This is a genomic window from Salinicola sp. JS01, assembly GCF_030284585.1.
Lineage (GTDB): Bacteria > Pseudomonadota > Gammaproteobacteria > Pseudomonadales > Halomonadaceae > Salinicola.
The window spans coordinates 712,397-734,124 of record NZ_CP127244.1; the positions used below are offsets into that span (position 1 = coordinate 712,397).

General features: G+C 66.8%; 19 protein-coding genes and 1 pseudogene. 9 read left to right on the forward strand and 11 right to left on the reverse strand.

Annotated features, from left to right (window positions below):
* Positions 1-18 precede the first annotated feature (18 nt).
* Entirely contained in the window at positions 19-177 is a 159-nt protein-coding gene (locus tag QO259_RS03365) for a hypothetical protein (RefSeq protein WP_164673677.1), read from the forward strand.
* Positions 178-511: 334 nt separating this feature from the next.
* On the opposite strand, the gene QO259_RS03370 is transcribed toward QO259_RS03365, so the two are convergent.
* From QO259_RS03370 to QO259_RS03385, 3 genes and pseudogenes are all read right to left on the reverse strand, one after another.
* A complete protein-coding gene (locus QO259_RS03370) occupies positions 512-1,444 on the reverse strand; it encodes a LysR substrate-binding domain-containing protein (protein ID WP_285951794.1) in 933 nt (310 codons plus the stop codon).
* A gap of 233 nt (positions 1,445-1,677) precedes the next feature.
* A pseudogene (locus tag QO259_RS03375) lies at positions 1,678-3,651 on the reverse strand (CocE/NonD family hydrolase); the annotation flags it as partial.
* A 46-nt stretch (positions 3,652-3,697) separates the two neighbouring features.
* On the reverse strand, positions 3,698-5,272 hold the full coding sequence (locus tag QO259_RS03385) for a BCCT family transporter (RefSeq protein ID WP_285951796.1): 1,575 nt from the start codon (positions 5,270-5,272) through the stop codon (positions 3,698-3,700).
* A gap of 213 nt (positions 5,273-5,485) precedes the next feature.
* Between QO259_RS03385 and QO259_RS03390 the strand changes: the two genes are divergently transcribed.
* The gene (locus QO259_RS03390; protein WP_035476064.1) at positions 5,486-5,701 is read left to right on the forward strand and encodes a DUF3820 family protein; all 216 of its coding nucleotides are present in this window, start codon (positions 5,486-5,488) and stop codon (positions 5,699-5,701) included.
* On the opposite strand, the gene QO259_RS03395 is transcribed toward QO259_RS03390, so the two are convergent.
* The 8 genes from QO259_RS03395 to QO259_RS03430 all read right to left on the reverse strand — a co-directional run bounded on the left by QO259_RS03395 (position 5,698) and on the right by QO259_RS03430 (position 13,497).
* Positions 5,698-6,102, reverse strand: a complete 405-nt coding sequence (locus QO259_RS03395) for a hypothetical protein (RefSeq protein WP_285951797.1) — start codon at positions 6,100-6,102, stop codon at positions 5,698-5,700. The two genes, QO259_RS03390 and QO259_RS03395, sit on opposite strands and share 4 nt — an antisense overlap.
* The gene (locus tag QO259_RS03400; RefSeq protein ID WP_285951798.1) at positions 6,095-7,291 is read right to left on the reverse strand and encodes a J domain-containing protein; all 1,197 of its coding nucleotides are present in this window, start codon (positions 7,289-7,291) and stop codon (positions 6,095-6,097) included. Before QO259_RS03400 ends, QO259_RS03395 begins: the two co-directional genes overlap by 8 nt.
* 116 nt (positions 7,292-7,407) lie before the next feature.
* Positions 7,408-7,842, reverse strand: a complete 435-nt coding sequence (gene cdd, locus QO259_RS03405; protein WP_285951799.1) for a cytidine deaminase — start codon at positions 7,840-7,842, stop codon at positions 7,408-7,410.
* Positions 7,835-8,566 (reverse strand): purine-nucleoside phosphorylase, encoded by a 732-nt coding sequence (gene deoD / locus QO259_RS03410; protein WP_285951800.1) that lies wholly within the window; start codon positions 8,564-8,566, stop codon positions 7,835-7,837. Before deoD ends, cdd begins: the two co-directional genes overlap by 8 nt.
* 1 nt (position 8,567) lies before the next feature.
* On the reverse strand, positions 8,568-9,809 hold the full coding sequence (locus tag QO259_RS03415) for a phosphopentomutase (protein WP_285951801.1): 1,242 nt from the start codon (positions 9,807-9,809) through the stop codon (positions 8,568-8,570).
* The gene (gene deoA / locus QO259_RS03420; protein ID WP_285951802.1) at positions 9,806-11,137 is read right to left on the reverse strand and encodes a thymidine phosphorylase; all 1,332 of its coding nucleotides are present in this window, start codon (positions 11,135-11,137) and stop codon (positions 9,806-9,808) included. Before deoA ends, QO259_RS03415 begins: the two co-directional genes overlap by 4 nt.
* Before the next feature lie 73 nt (positions 11,138-11,210).
* Complete coding sequence (deoC, locus tag QO259_RS03425; RefSeq protein ID WP_285951803.1) at positions 11,211-11,984, reverse strand: deoxyribose-phosphate aldolase; 774 nt, start codon at positions 11,982-11,984, stop codon at positions 11,211-11,213.
* A gap of 241 nt (positions 11,985-12,225) precedes the next feature.
* Positions 12,226-13,497, reverse strand: coding sequence for a NupC/NupG family nucleoside CNT transporter (locus QO259_RS03430; protein WP_207031263.1), 1,272 nt, complete (start codon positions 13,495-13,497; stop codon positions 12,226-12,228).
* Positions 13,498-13,831: 334 nt separating this feature from the next.
* Between QO259_RS03430 and QO259_RS03435 the strand changes: the two genes are divergently transcribed.
* The 7 genes from QO259_RS03435 (at position 13,832) to QO259_RS03465 (ending at position 21,634) form a co-directional block, all read left to right on the forward strand.
* Complete coding sequence (locus tag QO259_RS03435) at positions 13,832-14,794, forward strand: nucleoside-specific channel-forming protein Tsx (RefSeq protein ID WP_285951804.1); 963 nt, start codon at positions 13,832-13,834, stop codon at positions 14,792-14,794.
* Positions 14,795-14,921: 127 nt separating this feature from the next.
* Entirely contained in the window at positions 14,922-15,698 is a 777-nt protein-coding gene (locus QO259_RS03440) for a DeoR/GlpR family DNA-binding transcription regulator (RefSeq protein ID WP_285951805.1), read from the forward strand.
* 207 nt (positions 15,699-15,905) lie between these two features.
* Positions 15,906-17,357, forward strand: a complete 1,452-nt coding sequence (locus QO259_RS03445; protein ID WP_285951806.1) for an NAD-dependent succinate-semialdehyde dehydrogenase — start codon at positions 15,906-15,908, stop codon at positions 17,355-17,357.
* A complete protein-coding gene (locus QO259_RS03450; protein ID WP_285951807.1) occupies positions 17,357-18,934 on the forward strand; it encodes a PucR family transcriptional regulator in 1,578 nt (525 codons plus the stop codon). Before QO259_RS03445 ends, QO259_RS03450 begins: the two co-directional genes overlap by 1 nt.
* A 53-nt stretch (positions 18,935-18,987) precedes the next feature.
* Positions 18,988-19,713, forward strand: a complete 726-nt coding sequence (locus QO259_RS03455; RefSeq protein WP_285951808.1) for a haloacid dehalogenase type II — start codon at positions 18,988-18,990, stop codon at positions 19,711-19,713.
* Positions 19,714-19,874: 161 nt separating this feature from the next.
* Positions 19,875-20,516: a LysE family translocator gene (locus QO259_RS03460; protein ID WP_035476077.1), complete on the forward strand. Its 642-nt coding sequence runs from the start codon at positions 19,875-19,877 to the stop codon at positions 20,514-20,516.
* A 125-nt stretch (positions 20,517-20,641) separates the two neighbouring features.
* Positions 20,642-21,634 carry an adenosine deaminase gene (locus QO259_RS03465; RefSeq protein ID WP_285951809.1) on the forward strand — a complete coding sequence of 331 codons (993 nt, stop codon included), beginning with the start codon at positions 20,642-20,644 and terminating at the stop codon, positions 21,632-21,634.
* Positions 21,635-21,728 lie beyond the last annotated feature (94 nt).

The following is a 21,728-nucleotide window of genomic DNA, read 5'->3' on the forward strand; positions in this document are numbered from 1 at the left end:
CGACAGGCAGGGCACGTCATGACTCTTCTCAGCATCTTCGCGATCGCCTTCGGTTTCGGCGCCTTTGGGCTCTTCGTGGCGCTGCGTCTGTGCCGCAGCGACAAGAACACGCCGGTGGCGCGCGAGCGCGTCGGTGCCACTGACGATATGCCGAACGCCGCGCGTCAGCGCGCCTGAGGCACGCACTCTCCTCGATGGCGTTACTGCGCTGACGACATCGCCTCGCTCAGATTGAGTGCATACGGTAGTTGTTTGCATACGCTAGGCCGCGCCGTCATGGCGCGGCTTGCACGCTCCGGCGAGGCGCTGCGCTTTCAAGCCATGTCGCGGCCGCGCTTCACCGCTCTACCTTTCCTGACCTTTCCTCGCTATCCCACTGTCTCGGCGTTCCTATCCCACTGTCTCGCCGTCTCACTCATACGGTTTCATCGTCTCACTCGCGCTGTCTCGGCCTGCGTCACGGCCCGAGTGGAACGTAGTGGTGTAGTGGTGTAGTGGCGCAGTGGCGGCGTCATTCCTGCGAGCCAGCCGGGCCGGCATCGGCCAGCACCCAGTCGCGAAAGGCGCGCATGGGTTCGGTCAGGTGGCGGTGGGTCGGCGTCAGCAGTGCCAGCCGCCCGCGACTGGGCAGGGTGTCGGGCAGCGCCTGGACCAGATGGCCCTGATCGAGCTCGGCCGCGAGCAGCCGCATCCAGCCGAGGGTGACCCCCTGACCGGCGAGGGTGGCGTTCATCAACAGCTGAAAGCTGTTGGCGCGCAGGGTGTGCAGCGGCGGCTGCCAGACGAAGCCGAGAGCGCGATACCAGTGCTCCCAGGTCAGCCAGTCGCGGTAGTGATCCTCCACCACCATCAGGGTGTGGCGGGCGAGCAGGTCGGCGGGGTCGGTGATCCCGCCGTGACGAGCCAGATAGACCGGGCTGCACACCGCGGCGACAGGCTCCTCGGCAAAGATCGGGCTGGCCTCGAGTCCAGGCGGGTCGACTTCGTTGGGGATGTGGTAGTAGATGCCGAGATCGAATTCGGCCAGATCGAGCCGATAGGGGTCCTCGACGGTGAGCACGCGAATCTCGATCTCAGGGTGCGCCTGCTGGAAATCGGGCAGCTGCCGCGCCAGCCAGATCGAGGCGATGGTCGGGCTCGAGGCCAGCGTTAACTGGCGGTCGTCGCCGCGCCGGCGCAGGCGTGCGGTCTCGTCGCGCAGTTCGCGCAGCAGCCGCTGTACCACGCGGAAGTAGTGATCGCCGGCCGGGGTCAGGCGCAGGCCGTCGTGCTGACGCTCGAACAGCGGTCGGCGGAGATCCGCTTCGAGGCGCTTGATCTGGCGGCTGACCGCGCTCTGGGTCAGGCTGAGCTCGCTGCCGGCCTGGGTGAAGCTCGAATGGCGCGCGGCCGCCTCGAAGGCGCGCAGGCAGGCCAGCGGGGGAAGCACGTCGCGAGTGGGCATGGGGCGTCCGGAACCGAGGTCTCTCGGCTCCGGAGCATAGCATGAGTCATTCATGCCACTGCCGGCGCGTGAGGCCCTAGGCTTTGTACGAAAACTACCTGCGCTCGGCAATACGGTGTTAAAAATCGGCTCAAAATGCTCATTTACACTCCGTAAACTCCGCGTTTTCGCCGATTTTTGCCTTGTCTTGCCTTCGCTCGCTGACTTTTCGTACAAACCCTTGGCCGGGGCACTCAGATGGCGCGACGTGGAATGTTGCGACGCCAGCGCTTCTCGCTGACCAGTGTCTCGCCCTCGTGGGCGATCTGCTCGGCGCTCAGATAGAAGGTGGTCTCGTCGCAGTGCAGATGATAGCGGCTGATCACCGCCACCGAGAACTGGCCCTCGCCCTCCTCACGACTGGCGCGATAGATCCACTCGATATCGGCGCGGGTGCGGGTGGCGTCGCTGGGGTGGCTCGAATAGACCTCTTTCGCGCGCTGCTCGACGCGCAGGCCGTGATCTTCGAAGCGGATATCGCCCATGTCGTCCTCCACCGTCACCGTCACTTCGCCGCTGCCGACATCCTCGCTGAGGGTGCGTCGCGGGTGGCCCGGGCGCAGGGTCTCGATCCGGCATGGCGGCGCGCTCTCCGGCGGCTCGAACGGCATTGGCACGTAGGGCGCCTGGCAGATCGGCAGTGACAGCGTCGGCGTGCCGGCCTCGAGGATGAGATCGGCGCGCCGCCGCGGCGACCACACCAGCGGGAAGCTGGCGCTGGAAAGCGCCAGGCGCAGACGGTGCCCTGGGGGCAGCCGGTAACCGATCAGATCCAGCGCCAGGTCGATCTCCATGCGCTCGCCGGGCACCGGCGGGGTGAGCGTGGCGGGGTCGTCGCGCAGGGCGAGGTTGAGGGTGGCGTAGCTGATCAGCGCGCTCTCGCCGCTGGGAGCCACATCGCATAGGCGCACATGCAGCTGGCCACAGTCCTCGGCGCTGCTCAGGCTGACGCGCAGTCGCGGCTGGCCGAGCAGATCGAGCCCCTCGGCGTAGGGCGCGGAGTCGAAGGTCAGCGCCAGGCCGTCGTCGCGGCGCTGATCCGGCGGGAAGTCGGCGCCGAACCACAGCGGAATGTATTCACCCTGCAGCGCGCCGGCGGTCAGCGGTGAGGCGATCGCGCGCGCCGCGCTCAGACGTCCTTCCGGTGCCAGGCCGGCATCGCCGAGGACGAGCGGCTGCCACGTGATCTCCTCGGCCGGGGCGGGCCAGGCGCTGGTCTGCACCCACTGGCCCGGACGCTCGAGATACTTGGGCGCCGGCGGCAGGCCATCCTGCAGGTAGAAGGTGCAGGGCGGCTCGTCCATGATCCCGGTGTCGATATCCTTGAGCCAGTAGTCCCACCAGCGCAGCGCCTCCTGCAGAAAGCCGATGGCCGGGTCGGGAATCGCGAAGTGGGGGTACTTGTGCATCCAGGGCCCGAGCAGCGCCTTTTTCGGGCAGGAGAGGTGCTCCATCATCCGCGGAATGGTGTTGACGTAGGAGTCCGCCCAGCCGCTGATCATGTAGACCGCAGCCTCGATGTCGGCATAGTTCTCGCAGATCGAGCCGTGCTGCCAGTAGGCGTCGCGCTGTTGATGACGCAGCCAGGGCTCGGCCAGCAGCGGCATGTTGTCGAGGCGGTGTTTCCACATCTCGCGCCAGCGCTCGCCGACCAGCGCCGGATCGGGCACCGCAGCCGAGAAACTCAGCATGGTCGCCGCCCAGCCCAGATTCTCCAGCAGCATGTTGCCGCCCTTGTAGTGGATATCGTCGGCGTAGCGGTCGTCGGTGGAGCACAGGGTGATGATCGCCTTGAGCGGTTCGGGTCTGAGCGCGGCCAGTTGCAGGCTGTTGAAGCCCCCCAGGAGATACCCATCATGCCCAGCTTGCCGCTGCACCAAGGCTGTGCCGCGATCCAGTCGATCACTTCCAGCGCATCGGCCTGCTCCTGGGGTGCATACTCGTCTTCCATCAAACCGTCGGACTCGCCGTTGCCGCGCATGTCGACGCGCACGCAGGCGTAGCCATGGCCGGCGAGCCAGGGGTGGGTGAGCTCGTCGCGCGCCGCGGTGCCGTCGCGCTTGCGGTAGGGCAGATACTCGAGAATCGCCGGCACCGGGGCCGCTTCGGCGTTTTTGGGTAACCAGATCCTGGCTGCCAATCGGGTGCCGTCGGCGAGCGTGATCCACTGATTCTCGATCTCGCGAACGCGGTGGGGAAAGTCCTGCTTGATCTTCATGCCGGGTCCTTGGCTGTGCGGGAAGGAGTCGTAGGTGTCGCCACGGCGCCGAGCCGTTCGGGGTGCTTGAGCCATATCCACAGCGAGCCGGAGGCGAGCAGCACGATCAGCATCGACGGCAGGCCGCCGAGATTGGAGAGCATCTTGATGCCGTCGATCCCGACGAAACTGACCATCACCCAGGAGACGATGCCGACGATCACGCCCCAGATCACCTTCATGGCGACCCCGGCGTTGAGATCGGAGTCGGCGGTCAGGCCGCGGGTGCAGAGATTGCCGATGGCGTCGGTCTGCGAGTCGGCGGCAGTCACGTAGGAGATATAGGCGATGAACAGCAGCAGCGGCACCCACACCTGGGACAGCGGCAGGTGGCGGAAGAGCTCGTAGAGCACGTTTTCCACCCCGCGCTGGTCGAGCACGGCGTAGAGGTCGACACCGCTCTCGCCGGCTCCCAGATGAGACTGGAAGTAGAGCGCAGTGCCCGAGAAGATCAGGATCCAGACACAGGCGAACAGCGCCGGGTAGAGCAGATTCACGCGCAGGAACTGGCGCACCGTGTAGCCGCGCGAGATCTTGCCCAGGAACAGCGCCGCCACCGGCGCCCAGGCGAACCAAACCGCCCAGTAGAAGATCGACCACCACTGCGGCCACTGATCGTTGCCCGCGGCGCCGGTGAACAGGCTCTTGGTGAAGAAGTTGTCGAGATAGACGCCGAACGACTCCACCCCCAAGGCCAGACAGAAGACCGTGGGGCCGACCACGAACACGAAGGCGCCGAGTATCAGCAGCAGCGCCGCATTCAGCGACGACAGCCGGGCGATACCCTTCTGCAGGCCACTGGCGGCGGAGAGCACGAAGGTGACCACGATGACGGCGATGATCACGCCCAGGCGCAGCGGGCTGGTCTCGCCACCCAGGTACTGACCCACGCCACCGGCCAGGGTCAGCGCGCCGGTGCCCAGCGACGACGCCATGCCGGCGACCAGGGCATACAGCGACACCGCATCGATCAGCCCGGAGAAGCGCTTCACCCGCGGCCCGAACAGCGGCTCCAGCATGCTCGAGATCGAGAAACGCAGGCGCAGGTTGTAGAAGGCCAGGGCAAAGATCAGCGCCGGCACGGCGTAGATCGCATAGGGGGTGAAGGACCAGTGCAGGAACAGGGTCGACATGGCGAACAGCATGGCGTCACTGGAGCCGGCCTCGATGCCGGAGGACGCCGGTGGCCCCATATAGTGATAGAGCGGCTCGGCGGTGGTCCAGAACAGGACCCCCACCGCCAGGGTGGTGCACAGGGTGATCGAGAACCAGCGCAGCGGCGAGAGCAGCGGGGTGGCCTCGGCGCCGCCGATGCGCACGTGGCCTAGGGGCGAGAAATAGACGATCAGCGCCATGATCAGCAGATAGAGACTGCCCAGGCTGAACAGCCACGAGAAGTTGTCGAGCACCGCGGCGTTGAGTGCGCTGGCGGTGGCCAGGAAGGCGTCGAGATCGACATAGCTGGCGATCACGGCGCCCAGCAGGATCAGGAAGGTCGGCCAGAACACCAGTGGCCGCAGCGAGGTTTGCATACCCATCTCCGGTTATCGTTATCGTGTGGCGGCAGGCGCGCAGCATGCGCTGTCGTCATGTGGATATACCCTAACCGCTGCTACCGGCCACCATTCAAGCGGCGTCTAGGTATGGGGGTATGCGTCCGGCGCATGCCGTGCCGGCAGGCAGCCGCGCGACGATCCCGGTAGGATGGGCCGCCTGCGAAATGACGGAGCGACACAGGAGCGACGATGGAACCCGAGGATCTGAAAAAGCTGGTGAGCGTGCGCATGCCGTTCGGCAAGTACGAAGGCCGTCTGATCGCCGATCTTCCCGGCCCGTATCTGGCCTGGTTCGCCCGCGAGGGCTTTCCCCGCGGCGAGATCGGCCAGCTGCTGGCGCTGATGCACGAGATCGACCACAACGGCCTCAGCGGTCTGCTCGAACCGCTGCGCCGCCGCGGTTAAGCCAGTAGCCGGCCAAGTAGATGGGCCACCACCAGCCCCACGCTGACGGCCACGGCAAGCCACAGGCGGCGGGGCCGGCGGTGCTGATACTGCTGCAGGGCGACATCGAGCTTGCGCGTCAGCAGCGCCTGGCGGGTGGAGGAGGCGCCGGGCGGCGAGAAGTCGTTGGCGGCGTCGCCGTGCCAGTGCGGGGCGTGGGTCAGCCCCAGGCCGGCACGCAGGCGACCGATATCGCCCAGCAGTTGGTGCATCTCGTCGTATTCGGCGCGACGCTCGGGCGAGCCTAGCGCGGCCTGGGCATCCGCCTTGAGCGACTGATTGGCGCAGCCGCGGATAGCGCGCTCGATCTCTTCCGCGCTGGCGGTGGGCGAAACGCCGAGACGTAGGTAGAGATCACGCATGCTGCATCAACAGGTCGTAGGCGTTCTTGATGCGCTGGAAGCGCTGCGAGGCGAGGGTGATCCGCCACTCGCTCTGTCCATGGAAACGGTCGGGATGGTGGCGCTGAGCCAGGCGCCGATAGGCGAGCTTGATCTCCCGCGGTGAGGCGCTGGTGTCCAGCTCCAGTTCGATCAGCGCGCGGCGGATGGGGTAGGAGGGCGCGTCGAAACCGGCGCGCTGGCGCTGCCGGCTCTGCTCGCGCTGCCACTGGCGCTGTTGCTCTTGGTGCTGACTTTCCTGCTCCTGGCGCTGTCGCTCTCGGCGCTGGCGTTCCTGGTACTGGCGCTGCTGCTGCTCCTGGCGTTGACGCTGTGCGGCTTGTTCGCGCTGGCGCTGAGCTTGTTCGCGTTGGCGCTGGGCCTGTTCGCGACGCAGGGTTTCTGCCTGGGCCTGTTGCCGCGCCTGCTCACGCTGCTGTGCCTCCGCTTCGGCCTGGCGTTTGGCGTGGGCCTGGGCGCGGCGTTCGCGCTCGGCCTGTGCGGCGGCCTCGCGCTGCTGCTCACGCTCGCGGGCCTGTTGCGCCTGCTGGCGTCGCCATTGTTGCTGCTGCTTGTGCTCGCGCCACTGGTTCTCGGCCAAGCGTCGGACCCGGTCGCGCCAGGAGGCACGGGGCTCGCCAGCGTGCGCCTGGGTCGAGCCGGTATCGCCGGCTTCGGCCTCTGCGGTGTCCTCGGCTTCCGGCTCGGCGGGCTGCCAGTGGCTGCGGTGGCTGAGATCCTCGGGGGCGGCCAGGGTGCGCCCAGTGACCTCGCGGTAGAGCGCGCGCAGGGTATCCGGCGAAACGTCGCAGAGATCGGCCAGAAAACGCAGGATATGGTGGTTGCGCAGACTCAGCGCGCCGTCACTGGTGGCAACAACGACCGCCTGGCGTAGAAAGGCGATGATCGGCCCGGACTGCTCCTTGGTCAGCACCTCGGCGGCGAGCTGAACGTCGCCCAGATCCTGTCGCCGGGCCGCCGCCAGCAGCGTCTCGAGATCGCGGCGATGATGCGCGCGCGCGGCCAGGCGCTCGAGATAGCGGCGGTCTTCATCGAGCGGCACGTGCTTGTTGGCAAACACCCAGCACAGCAGCAAGAGCTCGGCGCTCTCACGCTGATGGGGGCTCTTGACGAGCAGCGACTCGAAGGCTGAGAAGCCGGTGGCGACCATGGGCGTTCCGCATGAGCCGATGCGGCGCATCGGTTAGCTGTTGTTTGTCGCCGAGTATACCCAAATCGCCCCCCTCGACGTCAGCCTCGAAAGCAGCGGCCAATCGACGCTGCGCCTCAGCGCATGCCCGAGGGCTTGGCGAGATTCTCCGGGCCGAAGGAGTCGGGCAGCAGTGTGTCCATGGTGTAGCGCTTGAGCGGCTGGCCGTCGCCGTCGAGGACCACGATCGTGGTCTCGGGAGTGGCGAATTCCCGGATGCGCTGACGGCAGTCGCCGCAGGGGGTGCACAGGTGCTCGCCGGGGCCGATCACGTAGATGTCGCGGATACGCTGCTCGCCGTTGGAGACCAGGGCGGCGATGGCGCTGGCCTCGGCGCACAGCCCCTTGTAGTTGGCGCTCTCGACGTTGCAGCCGACGTAGGTCTGGCCGCTGGCACTGATCAGCACCGCCCCCACCGGGTGGGCGGAGTAGGGTACGTAGGCGTTGGCACGCACCGCGAGTGCGGCCTGGCGAATGCTTTCGGGCACCGTGATGTCGCGGGGGTCAGTCATGGCTCGGCTCCTGGTCGTCGCGCAGCAGCCCTTCCAGGGTGATCGCCATCATCTCGGCGAAGCCGGTCTGACGGGTCTGGGCGTCGAGCGCTTGGTGTTTGAGGATGTGGTCGGAGACGGTGCACACGGTCAGCGCGCGGGCACCGAATTCGGCGCACACCCCATAGAGCCCGGCGGCTTCCATCTCCACCCCGAGGATGCCGTGGCGCTGCATGGTGTGGAAGAAGGCGTCATCCGGGGTATAAAACAGATCCGCCGAGAACAGGTTGCCCACCTTGACCCGGGTGCCGCGCTCGCGGGCGGCGTCCACCGTGTGGCGGGTCAGGGCGAAGTCGGCGATGGCGGCGAAATCGTGGCCGCCGAAACGGGTGCGGTTGACGCCGGAGTCGGTGCAGGCACCCATGCCGATGACGATATCGTTGACGTCGACATCGTCGCGTACCGCGCCGCAGGAGCCCACGCGTACCAGGCGCTGGACGCCGTACTCGGTGATCAGCTCCTTGGCGTAGATGGAGAGCGAGGGGATGCCCATGCCGCTGCCCATCACCGAGACGCGGCGGCCGCGATAGGTGCCGGTGAAGCCGAGCATGTTGCGCACCCGGTTGACGCAGACGACATCGTCGAGAAAGGTCTCGGCGATGAACTCGGCGCGCAGCGGGTCGCCCGGCATCAGCACGGTGTCGGCGAAGTCGCCCTCGCGGGCTTCGATATGCGGGGTTGGCATGTCAGTCTCCTGAAGGTCGTGCGGCCAGCAGCGAGGTGCCATGGCTCATGGCGTCCAGGCCGAAAAATTCGGCCAGGGTCTGGCCGATATCGGCGTAGGTGTCGCGGGCGCCGAGGTCGCCGCTGGGGCCCCCGCGGGCGAGCAGCACCGGCACCTGCTCGCGGGTGTGGTCGGTGCCGCGCCAGGTCGGGTCGTTGCCGTGGTCGGCGGTGAGGATCAGCAGGTCATCGGCGCTGAGCCTGGCCAGCAGCTCTGGCAGGCGGCGGTCGAAGGCTTCCAGCGCGCTGGCGTAGCCCTCGGGGTCGCGGCGGTGGCCGTAGAGGGTGTCGAAGTCGACGAAGTTGGTCATCACCAGCGTGTCCACGGTAGCGGCCCGCGCATCGTCTATCGCCGTCAGGGTCTCTGCGAACAGCGCCTCGAAGCCGTGCGCCTTGCGCACCTCGCTGATGCCGCAGTGGGCGTAGATATCGCCGATCTTGCCCACGCCGAGCACCTGCCCTCCGCCGTGGTGGAGCTTTTGCAGCACCGTCGGGGTGGGCGGTTCGAGGGCGTAGTCGCGGCGGTTGCCGGTGCGCTCGAAGGTGTCCGGTGTTTCGCCGACGAAGGGGCGGGCGATGACGCGGCCGATGTTGTAGGGCATCAGCAGTTCACGCGCGATTTCGCACAGCCGATAGAGGCGCTCGAGGCCGAAGTGGTGCTCATGGGCGGCGATCTGGAACACGGAATCCGCCGAGGTGTAGACGATCGGCTTGCCGCTGGCGATGTGTTCGCTGCCGAGGGCCTCGATCACCGGCACCCCGGAGGCGTGACAGTTGCCGAGTACCCCGGGTAGCTCGGCCTGGTCGATCAGCGCTGCCAGCAGCTCGGGTGGAAAGCTCTCTTCGTGCTCGCGGAAATAGCCCCACTCGAACAGTGCCGGCACACCGGCGATCTCCCAGTGGCCGGAGGGGGTGTCCTTGCCCGAGGAGATCTCGCGGGCGCAGGCCCAGCCTCCGGTCGGCTCCGCCGGTGGCGTCACTCCGGCGGCCCAGCCGCCGGTGGCTCGGTGATGCGCGTGATAGAGGCCCAGCCGTGCCAGATTGGGCAGCTCGAGCGGACGTCCGGCTTCGGCGCGATAACGGGCGATATGCCCCAGGGTGTCGGCGCCGGCATCACCGAAGGCCTCGGCGTCGGGGGCGTTGCCGATCCCGAATGAGTCGAGCACCAGCAGCACGGCACGGCGGGGAGTGACGGATGCGTTCATGGCAGATCCTCCTGGCGCAGGGTGGCGTGAACGAGCGGCGGTATCTCGGCTGCGCCCGCCTTTAGACGAAAGGCGTCGACCAGCCGCGCGCTCAGGGCCTCGGCTGCCTCGCGATCAGCGGCGTGAACCCGCAGCAGCGGCTCACCGGCGCTGAGCGTCTGGCCCAGCTCGGCGATATGCGATAGCCCCACCCGCGGGTCGATGGCGTCATCGGGGTTGCGCCGCCCGCCGCCCAGCTCGACCACGGCGAGCCCCAGTGCGCGGGTGTCGATGGCGTGCACGACGCCGTCGGCGGGGGCGGCGATCTCGTGCACGACCGGCGCCGAGGGTAGATAGTGCGTGGCGCGCTGGGTGAAGTCGGCAGGTCCGCCGAGGCCATGGACCATGCGTGCGAAACGCTCCAGCGCGGCGCCGCTGTCGAGGGCCTGCGCCAGTCGCCGCGTGGCGTCTTCGGCGTCTCCGGCCAGCCCCGACTGGATCAGCATCTCGCTGGCCAGTGCCTGCGTCACTCGATAGAGCCGGCTGTGGCAGTCGTCACCGCGCAGTACCTCGAGCGCCGCTGCTACTTCCAGGGCATTGCCGGCGCAGCGGGCCAGCGGCTGATTCATGTCGGTGAGCAGCACGCTGGTGGGGGTGCCGGCGGCGCAGCCGGTGGCGACAATCGCCTCGGCCAGCTCGCGGGCGGCTTCCGGGGTCGGCATGAAGGCGCCGCTGCCCACCTTGACATCCATCACCAGGCTGCCCAGGCCGCAGGCGAGCTTCTTGCCCAGGATCGAAGCGACGATCAATGGCAGCGACTCCACCGTTGCGGTGACGTCGCGCACGCCGTAAAGGCGCTTGTCGGCGGGGGCGAGCGCACGGGTCTGGCCGATGATGGCGACGCCGACATCCTGCACCAGGCGGCGGAAGGTGTCCTCGCTGGGAGCGATATCGTAGCCGGGGATCGACTCCAGCTTGTCCAGGGTACCACCGGTATGGCCCAGGCCACGCCCGGAGATCATCGGCACATGACCGCCGCAGGCGGCGATCCAGGGTCCCAGGACCAGCGACACGAGGTCGCCGACGCCACCGGTGGAGTGCTTGTCGAGCACCGGGCCGGCGAGATCGAGATCGTCCCAGCGCAGCACCTGGCCGGAGTCGCGAACTGCCTCGGTCAGCGCGGTGGTCTCCGCCTCGCGCATGCCATTGAGATAGACCGCCATGGCGAAGGCGCCGATCTGGGCGTCGCCGATGGTGCCGTCGGCGATCCCGCGCATGACCAGATCGAGCATCGATCGATCGAGGGTCTGGCCGTCGCGCTTACGTCGAATGATCTCCTGAATCAGCATCGTCGCTCCTCGTGGGCCGTTGTCACCGTTCGTCCTTTCTGCTCGTTCTCTGCGCTCGTTTTTTCCGCTCGACTCAGTAGCCGCTGTCCGCCGACGTCGCGGCCTTGCCCGAGAGGGTGGCGAGCAGCGCGTCGAGCAGCCCGGAGGCGCCGAAACGGAAGTGGGCCGGGGTCAGCCAGTCCGCGCCCATCAGCCGCTCGGCCAGCGCCAGGTAGGTCTGGGCGTCTTCGCTGGTGCGAATACCGCCGGCGGCCTTGAAGCCCACGTCGCGGCCGCTGTCGCGGATCGCACAGAGCATGATCTCGGCGGCCTCGAGAGTGGCGTTGGTAGCGACCTTGCCGGTGGAGGTCTTGAGGAAGTCGGCGCCGGCATCGAGGGCGATCTCTGCCGCCTGGCGGATCAGCTCGGGGCGCTCGAGCTCGCCGGTCTCGAGGATGACCTTGAGCAGCTTGTCGCCGCAGGCCTCGCGGCAGGCGCTGACCAGCGCACGGCCGGAGGCGGTGTCGCCGTTGATCAGCGCCTTGTAGGGGAATACCACATCGATCTCGTCGGCCCCGGCGACCGCTGCCGCCCGGGTCTCGCGCGCGGCGCGCTCGGCGTTGACGCTGCCGTCGGGGAAATTGGTCACCGTGGCGATCCGTACCCGGTCGCGCAGCCCCAGTTCGCGCAGCTGGCGATCGGCGGCGTCGATGAAGGCAGGGTAGACGCACACCGCCGCCGGCGAGCCGAACTCGGTCGCCGTGCGCCGACATAGTGCCTCGATGCGTGCGGCGTCGTCGTCGGCGTTGAGCGAGGTCAGATCCATCATCGCCAGCGCCTGGCTGGCGGCCTGTTCGAGCGTCTTCATCCGGCTATCTCCTTACGCTTTGTCTGAAAAATGCCTGCACTCGCCCATAAGGCGTTAAAAATTGACTCAACATGCTCATTTACACCTCGCAAACTCCGCTCTTTCGTCAATTTTTGCCTTGTCTGGCCATCGCTCGCCGGTTTTTCAGACAGAGCTACGCACAGAGAGAAAAAGAGGTCGGCAGCGTGGGAGCGGGGCGGCGTCGGTCGCTGCCGCCCCGGCTCGTATCAGGCCGGCGGGCTCAGGCGGTGCCGGCCAGGGCCAGGAAGATCCCCGCCAGGGTCGCCGACATCAGGTTGGAGAGGGTGCCGGCGAGCACCGCCTTGAGCCCGTAGCGGGCGATCTCGTGGCGGCGATTGGGTGCCAGCGTGCCGAGGCCGCCGAGCAGGATCGCGATCGAGGAGAGGTTGGCGAAGCCGCACAGGGCGAACGACAGGATCGCCGCGGTGTGCGCCGACATCGCCTTACCGGTCTCCGCCACCAGGGTGTCGCCACTGATGTAGGGCGCCAGATTGATATAGGCGACGAACTCGTTGACCACCAGCTTCTGGCCGATGAAGGAGCCGGCCAGGGTGGCTTCGTGCCAGGGGATGCCGAGCAGGAAGGCGAGCGGTGAGAAGAGCCAGCCGAGGATCATCGACAGGCTCAGCGAATCGACGCCGAACCAGCCACCGACACCGCCGAGAATGCCGTCGATCAGCGCGATCAGGCCGATGAAGGCGAGCAGCATGGCGCCGACGTTGGCGGCCAGCATCAGCCCCGAGGAAGCCCCGGTGGCCGCGGCGTCGAGCACGTTGGCCGGCTTGTCCTCGGCCTCGAGCACCTCCTTGGCCTGGGCGGTGTGGTCGTCCGGGGTCTCGGTCTCGGGCATCAGGATCTTGGCGAACAGCAGCCCGCCAGGCGCGGCCATGAACGATGCCGCGATCAGGTACTCCATGGGGATGCCGAGCTCGGCATACCCGGCGAGTACCGAGCCGGCCACCGAAGCCAGCCCGCCGCACATCACCGCGAACAGCTCGGACTTGGTCATGTTGGCGAGGAATGGACGTACCACCAGCGGCGCTTCGGTCTGGCCGACGAAGACGTTGGCGGTGGCCGAGAGGGACTCGGTGCGCGAGGTGCCGAGTACCTTCTGTAGTGCCCCGCCGAGGATGCGCACCACCCACTGCATGATGCCCAGGTAGTAGAGCACCGCGGTCAGCGAGGAGAAGAAGATGATGATCGGCAGCACCTTGATGGCGAAGACGAAGCCGATGTTGCTGGGATCGGCGAGATTGCCGAAGAGAAAGCCGATGCCGTCGTTGGCGTAGCTGATGACCTGGCTGACCGCCCCGGAGATGGCCCCGAGCACGCTCTTGCCCACCGGCACGTAGAGCACGAAGGCGCCGATGCCGGCCTGAATCAGAAAGGCGCCGGCCACGGTGCGCAGGCGGATCGCCCGGCGATTGCTCGAGAAGGCGAGCGCGATCAGCAGCAGAACGACGACGCCGACCAGACCCATGATGAGTGTCATGTTGTTGTCCTTGGTGTTGGTCTCGGAGAGGGGGAATTGCGGTTCTGTGTGCGCTTTTTAACATTTTTATGTTTGTCCAGTCACTTATTGTTTTTATTCTGACAACGCCATAGAGTGAGCGGCATCATCACTCCTTGTCTGTCTGGCCGCTCCACGGCGGCCGGGCTGCGCGCCGAGCAGGACAGCCTGCGTTCGGCGCTGGCAGGGCGGAGATGAACCTGGCGCTGAGGCGCACCGGCAGTGACGCTGCGACAACAATTCTGGCGCGATAGCAATCCTGGCGCGATAGCAATGACGCCATGACAACAGACAACAACGAGGCATGGGAGAAGACATGAACGGGAACGGCATGAGCAAGGCCAGCGTCCTGCTGGCGCTGTGGGGGCTGGCGGTCACGCCGGCATGGGCGGTCGACGACGCGAGCGAGCAGGGCAGTGCGCCGGTGATCGAGCAGGAGACGCCAGCCGAGGGCCCGCAGGCGGTGGATGAGACCGCGGATGGGCCTTATCTCTCCGACTGGTACCACCAGAACCTGACCGTCATCGGCAGCAAGAACATTCGCTTCGGCCCGCAGCAGATCGACGATATCTATCTCGAATACGAATTCTTCGGCCGCAAGGGGCCGCTGGATCTCTACGGCTATATCGACTTCCCCAAGTTCTTCGGCATCGGCAACCGGCCCGATCGCGGCATCTTCGACAAGGGCTCGCCGGTCTTCATGGAGCTCGAGCCGCGGCTGTCGATCGATGATATGACCGGGCAGGACCTCAGCTTCGGACCGTTCAAAGAGTGGTTCGTCGCCTTCGATTACATCTTCGATTGGGGCCACAACAGCGAGAATCGCCAGAACACCCTCTATGCGGGGCTGGGGACCGATATCGACACCGGCTCGCCGCTGGGGCTCTCGTTCAACTTCTACAAGCGTCGCCAGTGGGAGAACTACGGCGCCGCCAACGAGAACTCCTGGGACGGCTATCGCGCCCAGCTCAACTACTCCTATCCGCTGGGTACTTTCGACAACGGTGCCTCACTGGTCTATGTCGGCTTCACCAATCACGACTTCGGCTCGGACCTGGGCGAAGGCAACTCGGTGCGCACCAACGAGTCGACGGTGGCCACCAACGTGCTGCTGTACCAGTTCACTCACCTGCGCTTCATGGCGGTGGCACGCTACTTCCATAATGGCGGGCAGTGGAACGACGGCGTCACCGCGCCCTTCCCCAATGCCAGCGGTGAGAGTTTCGAACTGCGCTCCACCGGCTGGGGTTACTATCTGGGCGTCGGCTGGCAGTTCTGATCGGTCTGCTTGTCGATCCGTCGTGTCATCGGGGAGCCTGCGGGCTCCCCGATGTGTCTGGGTGGAAGCGGCCTGACGCCGAGCGAGGATCAGCGATGATGGCGGTTGTTTGGGGGAGAGCGAACCTATGAACGGACGCAGTGCGCAGCGTCTCGAGCGGCTGAGCGAGGCGCTCAAGCGTGCCGGCACCCTGCCACTCGCCGAGGCGGCGGCGCTGTGCGGGGTCTCGGAGATGACCATTCGGCGTGATATCGCCGCCAGTAGCGGTGCCATCGCCTCGTTCGGCGGCCATCTGGTGATGGCCGACAACCCGCAGTTCGCCGCCGCCTACCATCTCGATACCCAGAAGGATCGCTTCGCCGCGGCCAAGGCGCGGCTGTGCCGGGAAGCCGCCGCACGCGTCGAGGAGGGCGATACGCTGTTCATCGACTGCGGCACCACGCTGGTGTCGCTGTGCGCACAGCTGCCGCGCCAATCGAACGTGACCGTGGTCACCTACGCGCTCAATGTGGCCAACGCCTTCAGCCAGCTCGACTTGCCCAACATGCGTCTGGTGGTGCTGGGCGGGCTCTACTATCCGGCGTCGCAATCCTTCGGCGGTCAGGACGTCACCACGGCGATCCGACGTCTGGGCATCAACAAGGCGTTCATCTCCGCCGCCGGGGTGCAGATCGGCAAGGGCGCGAGCTGCTTCCACTTCCATGAGGTGGCGCCCAAGCAGGCCGCCATCGAACACGCCGAGCGCAGTATCCTGGTCGCCGACGAGAGCAAGCTCGAGGTGATGCGTCCGGCGTTCTTCGCCGAGCTTGCCGAGTTCGATGCGGTGATCACCAGCGGCGAGCCGGGGCGCGCCTGGCAGGCGCGGGTCGCCGCGGCGGATGGGCCTGCGGTGAGCGTGGTCTGAGTGGCCTGAGAGCGGGCTTCTGGTTATCCTCTGTTATCCTATGACTGGTGCGATGGCGTGGTGAATAATTCCTGCTTTTCGTAGGAAGATTTTGGCTGGCTGGGCACTTACCATCCGGGTAAGCGTTTTGCCTTACCGTCTTCGGAGCGGATAGTCCGCGGTGTGCCGCCGGAATATCCGCCCGATGTCTGCTGCAGGAGCCCTATCATGTCTTTGCCCGTTCCCTCCGCCAGTGCGCCTTTCTATCCCGCTGCCATCGCCGGCCATGACAGCCAGGCGGGGGAGCGCTATACGCTGCGCTCGCCAGCCAGCGGTGAGCCCATTGCCGAGGTCGCCGACTGTGGCGCCGAAGCCGCGCAGGTGGCGGCAGACAACGCCCAGCGCGGCTTCGAGCAGTGGCGCCGGACCACGCCGTTCGAACGGGCGGCGCTGCTGAAGGCGTGGCACGCGGCCATGCTCGAGGCCAAGGAGACCCTGGCGCTGACCATGGCCCGGGAGATGGGCAAGCCGATACGCGAAGCCCGCGGCGAGGTCGACTACGCGGCCGGCTTCATCGAGTGGTTTGCCGAGCAGGCCAAGCGCATCGATGGCGATATCCTGCCCAGCCCGCATCCGGACAAGCGCCTGTCGGTGCTGCGCCAGCCGGTGGGGCCGGTGTTCGCGATCACGCCGTGGAACTTCCCGGCGGCGATGATCACGCGCAAGGTGGCGCCAGGGCTGGCGGCCGGCTGCTCGGTGATCGTCAAGCCCGCCGAGCAGACCCCGATCACCGCGCTGATGCTGGCCGAGCTGTGGCGTCAGGTGGGTGGCCCGTCAGAGGTGTTCCAGGTGATCACCGCCGAGCGTCCGGCTGCGATCAGCGAGGTGCTGATGAGCGATGCACGTATCCGCAAGCTCACCTTCACCGGCAGCACGCCGGTGGGCAAGCGGCTATACGCCCAGTCCGCCGCCACCATGAAACGCATGTCGCTGGAGCTGGGCGGACACGCGCCTTTCCTGGTCTTCGACGATGCCGATATCGACGCTGCGGTGGCCGAAGTGATGGCGAGCAAGTTCCGCAACGGTGGCCAGACCTGTGTCTGTACCAACCGTATCTATGTCCAGCGCGGTATCTTCGATGCCTTTGCCGAGCGTCTGGCCGCCGCGGCCGGGTCGCTGACGATCGGCAATCCCGAGGACGAGGCGACCCAGGTCGGGCCGCTGGTCAGTCAGGCGGGTCGCGACAAGGCCCAGGCGCACATCGACGATGCCCTGGCCAAGGGTGCGCAGCGGTTGACGCCGGCGCCGCATGTCGACGGTCTCTACGTCGCGCCGACGGTGCTGGCCGGGGTGACGCCGGAGATGCGCATCATGCAGGAGGAAACCTTCGGCCCGGTGGCACCGTTGATCGCCTTCGATGACGAGGCGGAGGCGATCGCCGCCGCCAACGACACTCCGTTCGGCCTCGCGGCCTATTTGTGGACACGTAGCCTGGGCCGCGCGGCGCGCGTTTCCGAGGCGCTCGATTACGGCATCGTCGGCGTCAACGACGGCGCACCGTCGGTACCGCATGCGCCCTTCGGCGGGGTCAAGGACAGCGGTCTCGGGCGCGAAGGTGGTCACTACGGCATCGACGAGTACCTCGACTGCAAGTTCGTCTCCACACGCCTGGATAGCTGATGGTCGAGGCGCCCTCGCTGCTGCCGGCGGAGTTGGATCTGGCCACGGCGCTGCGCGAGACCAAGTTGCGCCACGCCCGCGTGGTGGCCGGTGAGCGTTCGCTCTCGCGGCCGCTGCGCTGGGTCCACATGGTCGATCACCCGGATATCATCGCCTGGGTTCAGCCGGGCCAGCTGCTGCTGACCACCGGCTACCACTGGCCGGATGAGCCGGCGGCGGAGCGCGCTCTGATCGAGGCGCTGGCGGAGAAGGGGCTGGCCGGCGTGGCGCTGGCGGTGCCGCGTTTTCTCTCGGCGTTTCCGGCCACCAGCCGCGAGGTCGCCGAGGCGCTCGACTTTCCGCTGCTGGAGATACCCTGGGATGTGCCCTTCAGCCAGATCACCGAGGAGGTGCACGCCTGGCTGATCGCCCGCCAGGGGCAGTTGATCGCGCGCGCCGAACGCATTCACCGCGATCTTACCCGTTCGGCGCTGACCGCCGGCAGCCTGGGGGATATCGCTGTCGCCCTGAGCGAGCTGCTCGGGCGGGCGGTGCTGTTCACCGGGCTCGAGGGCGAGTGGCTTGGCGGCAGCAGCGAACGTGACGCCTGGCCCTTGCCGACGCCAGCGGCGCAGCAGGCGGCGGAAGCGGTGACGGGCAGCCAGGCGTGCTCGCTGGACGATCCGGGGCGTGACGGGCAGCGCTGGCTTGCCTGCCCGGTGCGCATCCAGGAGGCGCGGGCGGCGCTTCTATGGATCGATGAGTCCGGCGCCCGGGTGAGCGAACTGGAGCGCCGCGCGGCGGAGCAGGCGGCGCTGATATCGGCGCTGCATCTCTCGCATCAGCGCGCGCTGCAGGCCCAGGAGTCGCGGCTAGGTTACGCCTTCGTCGACTCGCTGCTGGAGGGGCGCTTCGAGGCCACGCCGGCGGCGCTGGAGCGCGCCACCCTGCAGGGTTGGGAGCCCCAGACGGCGTATCAGGTGTGCGCCATTCTGCTCAACGAGCCGGTGCCGCTCAGCCCCGAGGGGCTCTCCCGGCGCGAGCGCTGGGAGCGCCGCTTGAGCCGCTATCTGCAGGGCATCGAGCAGCCGCCGCTGATTTCGGTCTCGCTCAACCAGCTGCTGTTTCTGCTGCGTAGCGATGTCTCGCCCGCGGCGCTGTGGCGGCGGCTGGGCGATGGCGAATCGGCGATGGCGGTCAGCCGGCTGGTGCGGGGCGCCGCGGAGACCGCCAAGGGCGCCGACGACGTGGCGCGGTTGACCGCTACGCTGCGACCGGGGGAGCTGCGCGACTTCGAATCGATGCTGTTCAGCCGGGTGCTGGAGGGGGACGACGACGCCCGCAGGCTGTTTCTGGCGCGGATCACCGAGGCGCTCGATCCGGGCGAACGAGGCACCAGCCTGCGTCAGACCCTCGCGGCACTGGCCGACCACGGCTTTCATCTGGCGCAGACCGCGCGGGCGCTGGATATCCATATCAGCACGCTGCGCTATCGCCTGGAGCGTCTGCGCGAGGCGCTGGGCATGGATCTCGACGATACCGAGGTGCGCCTGCAGCTGCAGGTGGCGATGCGCCTGTGGGCGCTGAAGGACGACTGAGCGCTCGCCAATACCGGCGAGCCCAATGACGACTACCGACAAGAGGCCGAGCGATGCAACTGACCGATTTCGATACCCTGACCTTCGATGTCTACGGCACCCTGATCGACTGGGAGAGCGGCATGGTGGCGGGGCTGCAGCCGCTGCTCGAGCGCACTGGGCTGAGCCTGAGCCGCGACCAGGTGCTCGAGGCGCATGCGCGCCACGAGTCGAGCCAGCAGCGCTACACCCCGCACCTGCAGTATCGCTGGCTGCTGGCGGTGGTCTACAAGCGGCTGGCCGAGGAGTGGGGCGTGACGGTGACCCACGATGAGTGCCTGGCCTACGGCGACTTCGTCAAGCAGTGGCCGGCCTTTGCCGATAGCGCGGCGGCACTCGGCTATCTCAAGCAGCACTACAAGCTGGTGGTGCTCTCTAACGTCGACAACGAAAGCTTCGCCTACAGCCAGCGCAAGCTGGAGGTCGAGTTCGATGCGGTCTATACCGCCGAAGACATCGGCTCCTACAAGCCTTCGCCGCGCAATTTCGACTATCTGCTGGAGAAGCTCGGCCAGCGCGGCATCGACAAGGCGCGTATTCTGCATACCGCGGAGAGTCTGTTCCACGATCATCAGCCAGCCAACCAGCATGGTCTGGCCAACTGCTGGATCTACCGCCGCCACGATCAGCAGGGCTTCGGCGCGACCATGGACCCGGGCGAGATGCCGCGGATCGACTTCCGCTTCGACAGCATGGCAGCCTTGGCGGACGCGCACCGCGAGCTAGTGGGTCAGGCGTAAATCACGATCGAGAACTGCTTGTGCTTGCCTCACGGTGTCTTTTACGACTGGCCGTGAGCAGGCGGTGATTGGACCAAAGGTTGCAGTAGGCTTGGTGACGAAAGTGTTCGATCATGGCGGAAATCCCTCACGCTTGTCGCGACGTCATCGTTGGAGTCGATATGGAAATGCTACACGGTCTGGTGGTGATCACCTTCGTCCATCTGCTGGCGGCGGCCTCGCCGGGGCCGGATTTCGTGCTCGTCACCCAGCAGACGCTGAGTCGCGGCCGGCGGGTGGGGCTTTTGTGCAGCCTGGGCATCGCGCTCGGCCTCTCCATCCATATCGTCTACTCCGCCTTCGGGCTGGCGGCGGTGATCGCCAACTCGGCCGAGGCGCTGTGGGCGATCAAGCTCCTCGGCGGCGCCTATCTGCTCTATCTGGGCATCAAGGGGCTGCGCTCGCGCCCGGCGCTTAACGAGGCCGGCGCGGTCGCCGGCTCGGTACCTGCCCTCCCGCGTTCGGCCTGGCGCGTCGTCGGTGCCGGGTTTCTGTGCAATGCGCTCAACCCCAAGGCGCCGATCTACTTCGTGGCGCTGTTCACCATCGTGCTGTCGCCGGCGATGCCGCTTTACCAGATCGCCATCTATGGCGCCTGGATCATGTTGCTGCAGCTGGGCTGGTTCTCGGCGGTGGCGCTATTGCTGTCGACGCCGCGCATTCAGCGCGCCTTCCAGCGGGGTAGCCACTGGATAGACCGCGTGCTCGGCGCGGCGATGATTGCGCTGGGCCTCAAGGTGCTGATGACGCGGGTATCGAGCTGATCCTGGCCGCTCTCACCGTTGGCCTGGGCCCGCTCGGCGCAGGAGTGCGATCCACACCGAGCCTTTGCCTCTCGTCGGGGTTTTGGGCATCCTGCTCGCACCCATTCAACTGCTGAGGAACGCGCGTGAAAACCTGGCTACGTGATCTACCCAAGGTCGAGCTGCATCTACACATCGAGGGGTCGCTGGAGCCAGAGTTGATGTTCTCGCTGGCGGCGCGCAACGGTGTGAGCCTGCCCTACGCCACGGTGGACGACGTCCGCGAGGCGTACGACTTCAGCGATCTGCAGTCGTTTCTCGATCTCTACTATCAAGGCATGCGAGTTCTGCGCACCGAGCAGGACTTCTTCGACCTGGCGATGGCCTATCTCGAGCGGGCCCATGCCGAGGGCGTGGTGCACGTCGAGCTCTCCTTCGACCCGCAGGCGCATCTGAACCGTGGCGTCGAGCTGGCGGTACCGTTCGAGGGGCTCAATCGCGCCCGGCGTCAGGCCGAGCGTGATTGGGGCATGACCAGCGCGCTGATCATGAGTTTTCTGCGCGATCGCGATGCCCCAGAAGCTATGGCGGTGCTGGAGAAGGCGGCGCCCTACTACGAGACGATCGATGCGGTGGGCCTGGACAGCGCCGAAGTGGGCAATCCGCCAACCAAGTTCAGCGCGGTGTTCGAGCGCGCCAAGGCGCTGGGCATCCCGCGGGTGGCGCATGCCGGTGAAGAGGGCCCGGCGGCCTATATCAGCGAAGCGCTGGATGTGCTCGACGTCTGCCGCATCGATCACGGCGTGGCCTGCCTGCAGGACGCGGCCCTGGTCGAACGACTGCGCCAGATGCAGATGCCGCTGACCGTCTGCCCGCTCTCCAACGTGCGGCTCAAGGTGGTGGCGGAGATGACCGACCACCCGTTGCCGCAGATGCTCGAACAGGGTCTGAAGGTGACGCTCAACTCCGACGATCCGGCCTATTTCGGTGGCGGCGTGCTGGAGAACTATCTCGCCTGCGCCGAAGCTTTCGCCTGGGATCGCGAGACCTTCAAGCAGCTGGCGGGCAATGCCATCGATGTAGCCTTCATGCCGGAGGCGCGGCGGGCGGCGCTGCTGGCGCAGCTCGACGCCTGTTGATGACGTGATGGCCTGACAGGTCTCACTAGGTCAGCACAGCTGAAAAAAGGACGCGGTATCGAGCCATCGATACCGCGTCCTTGTCGTAGTGGCG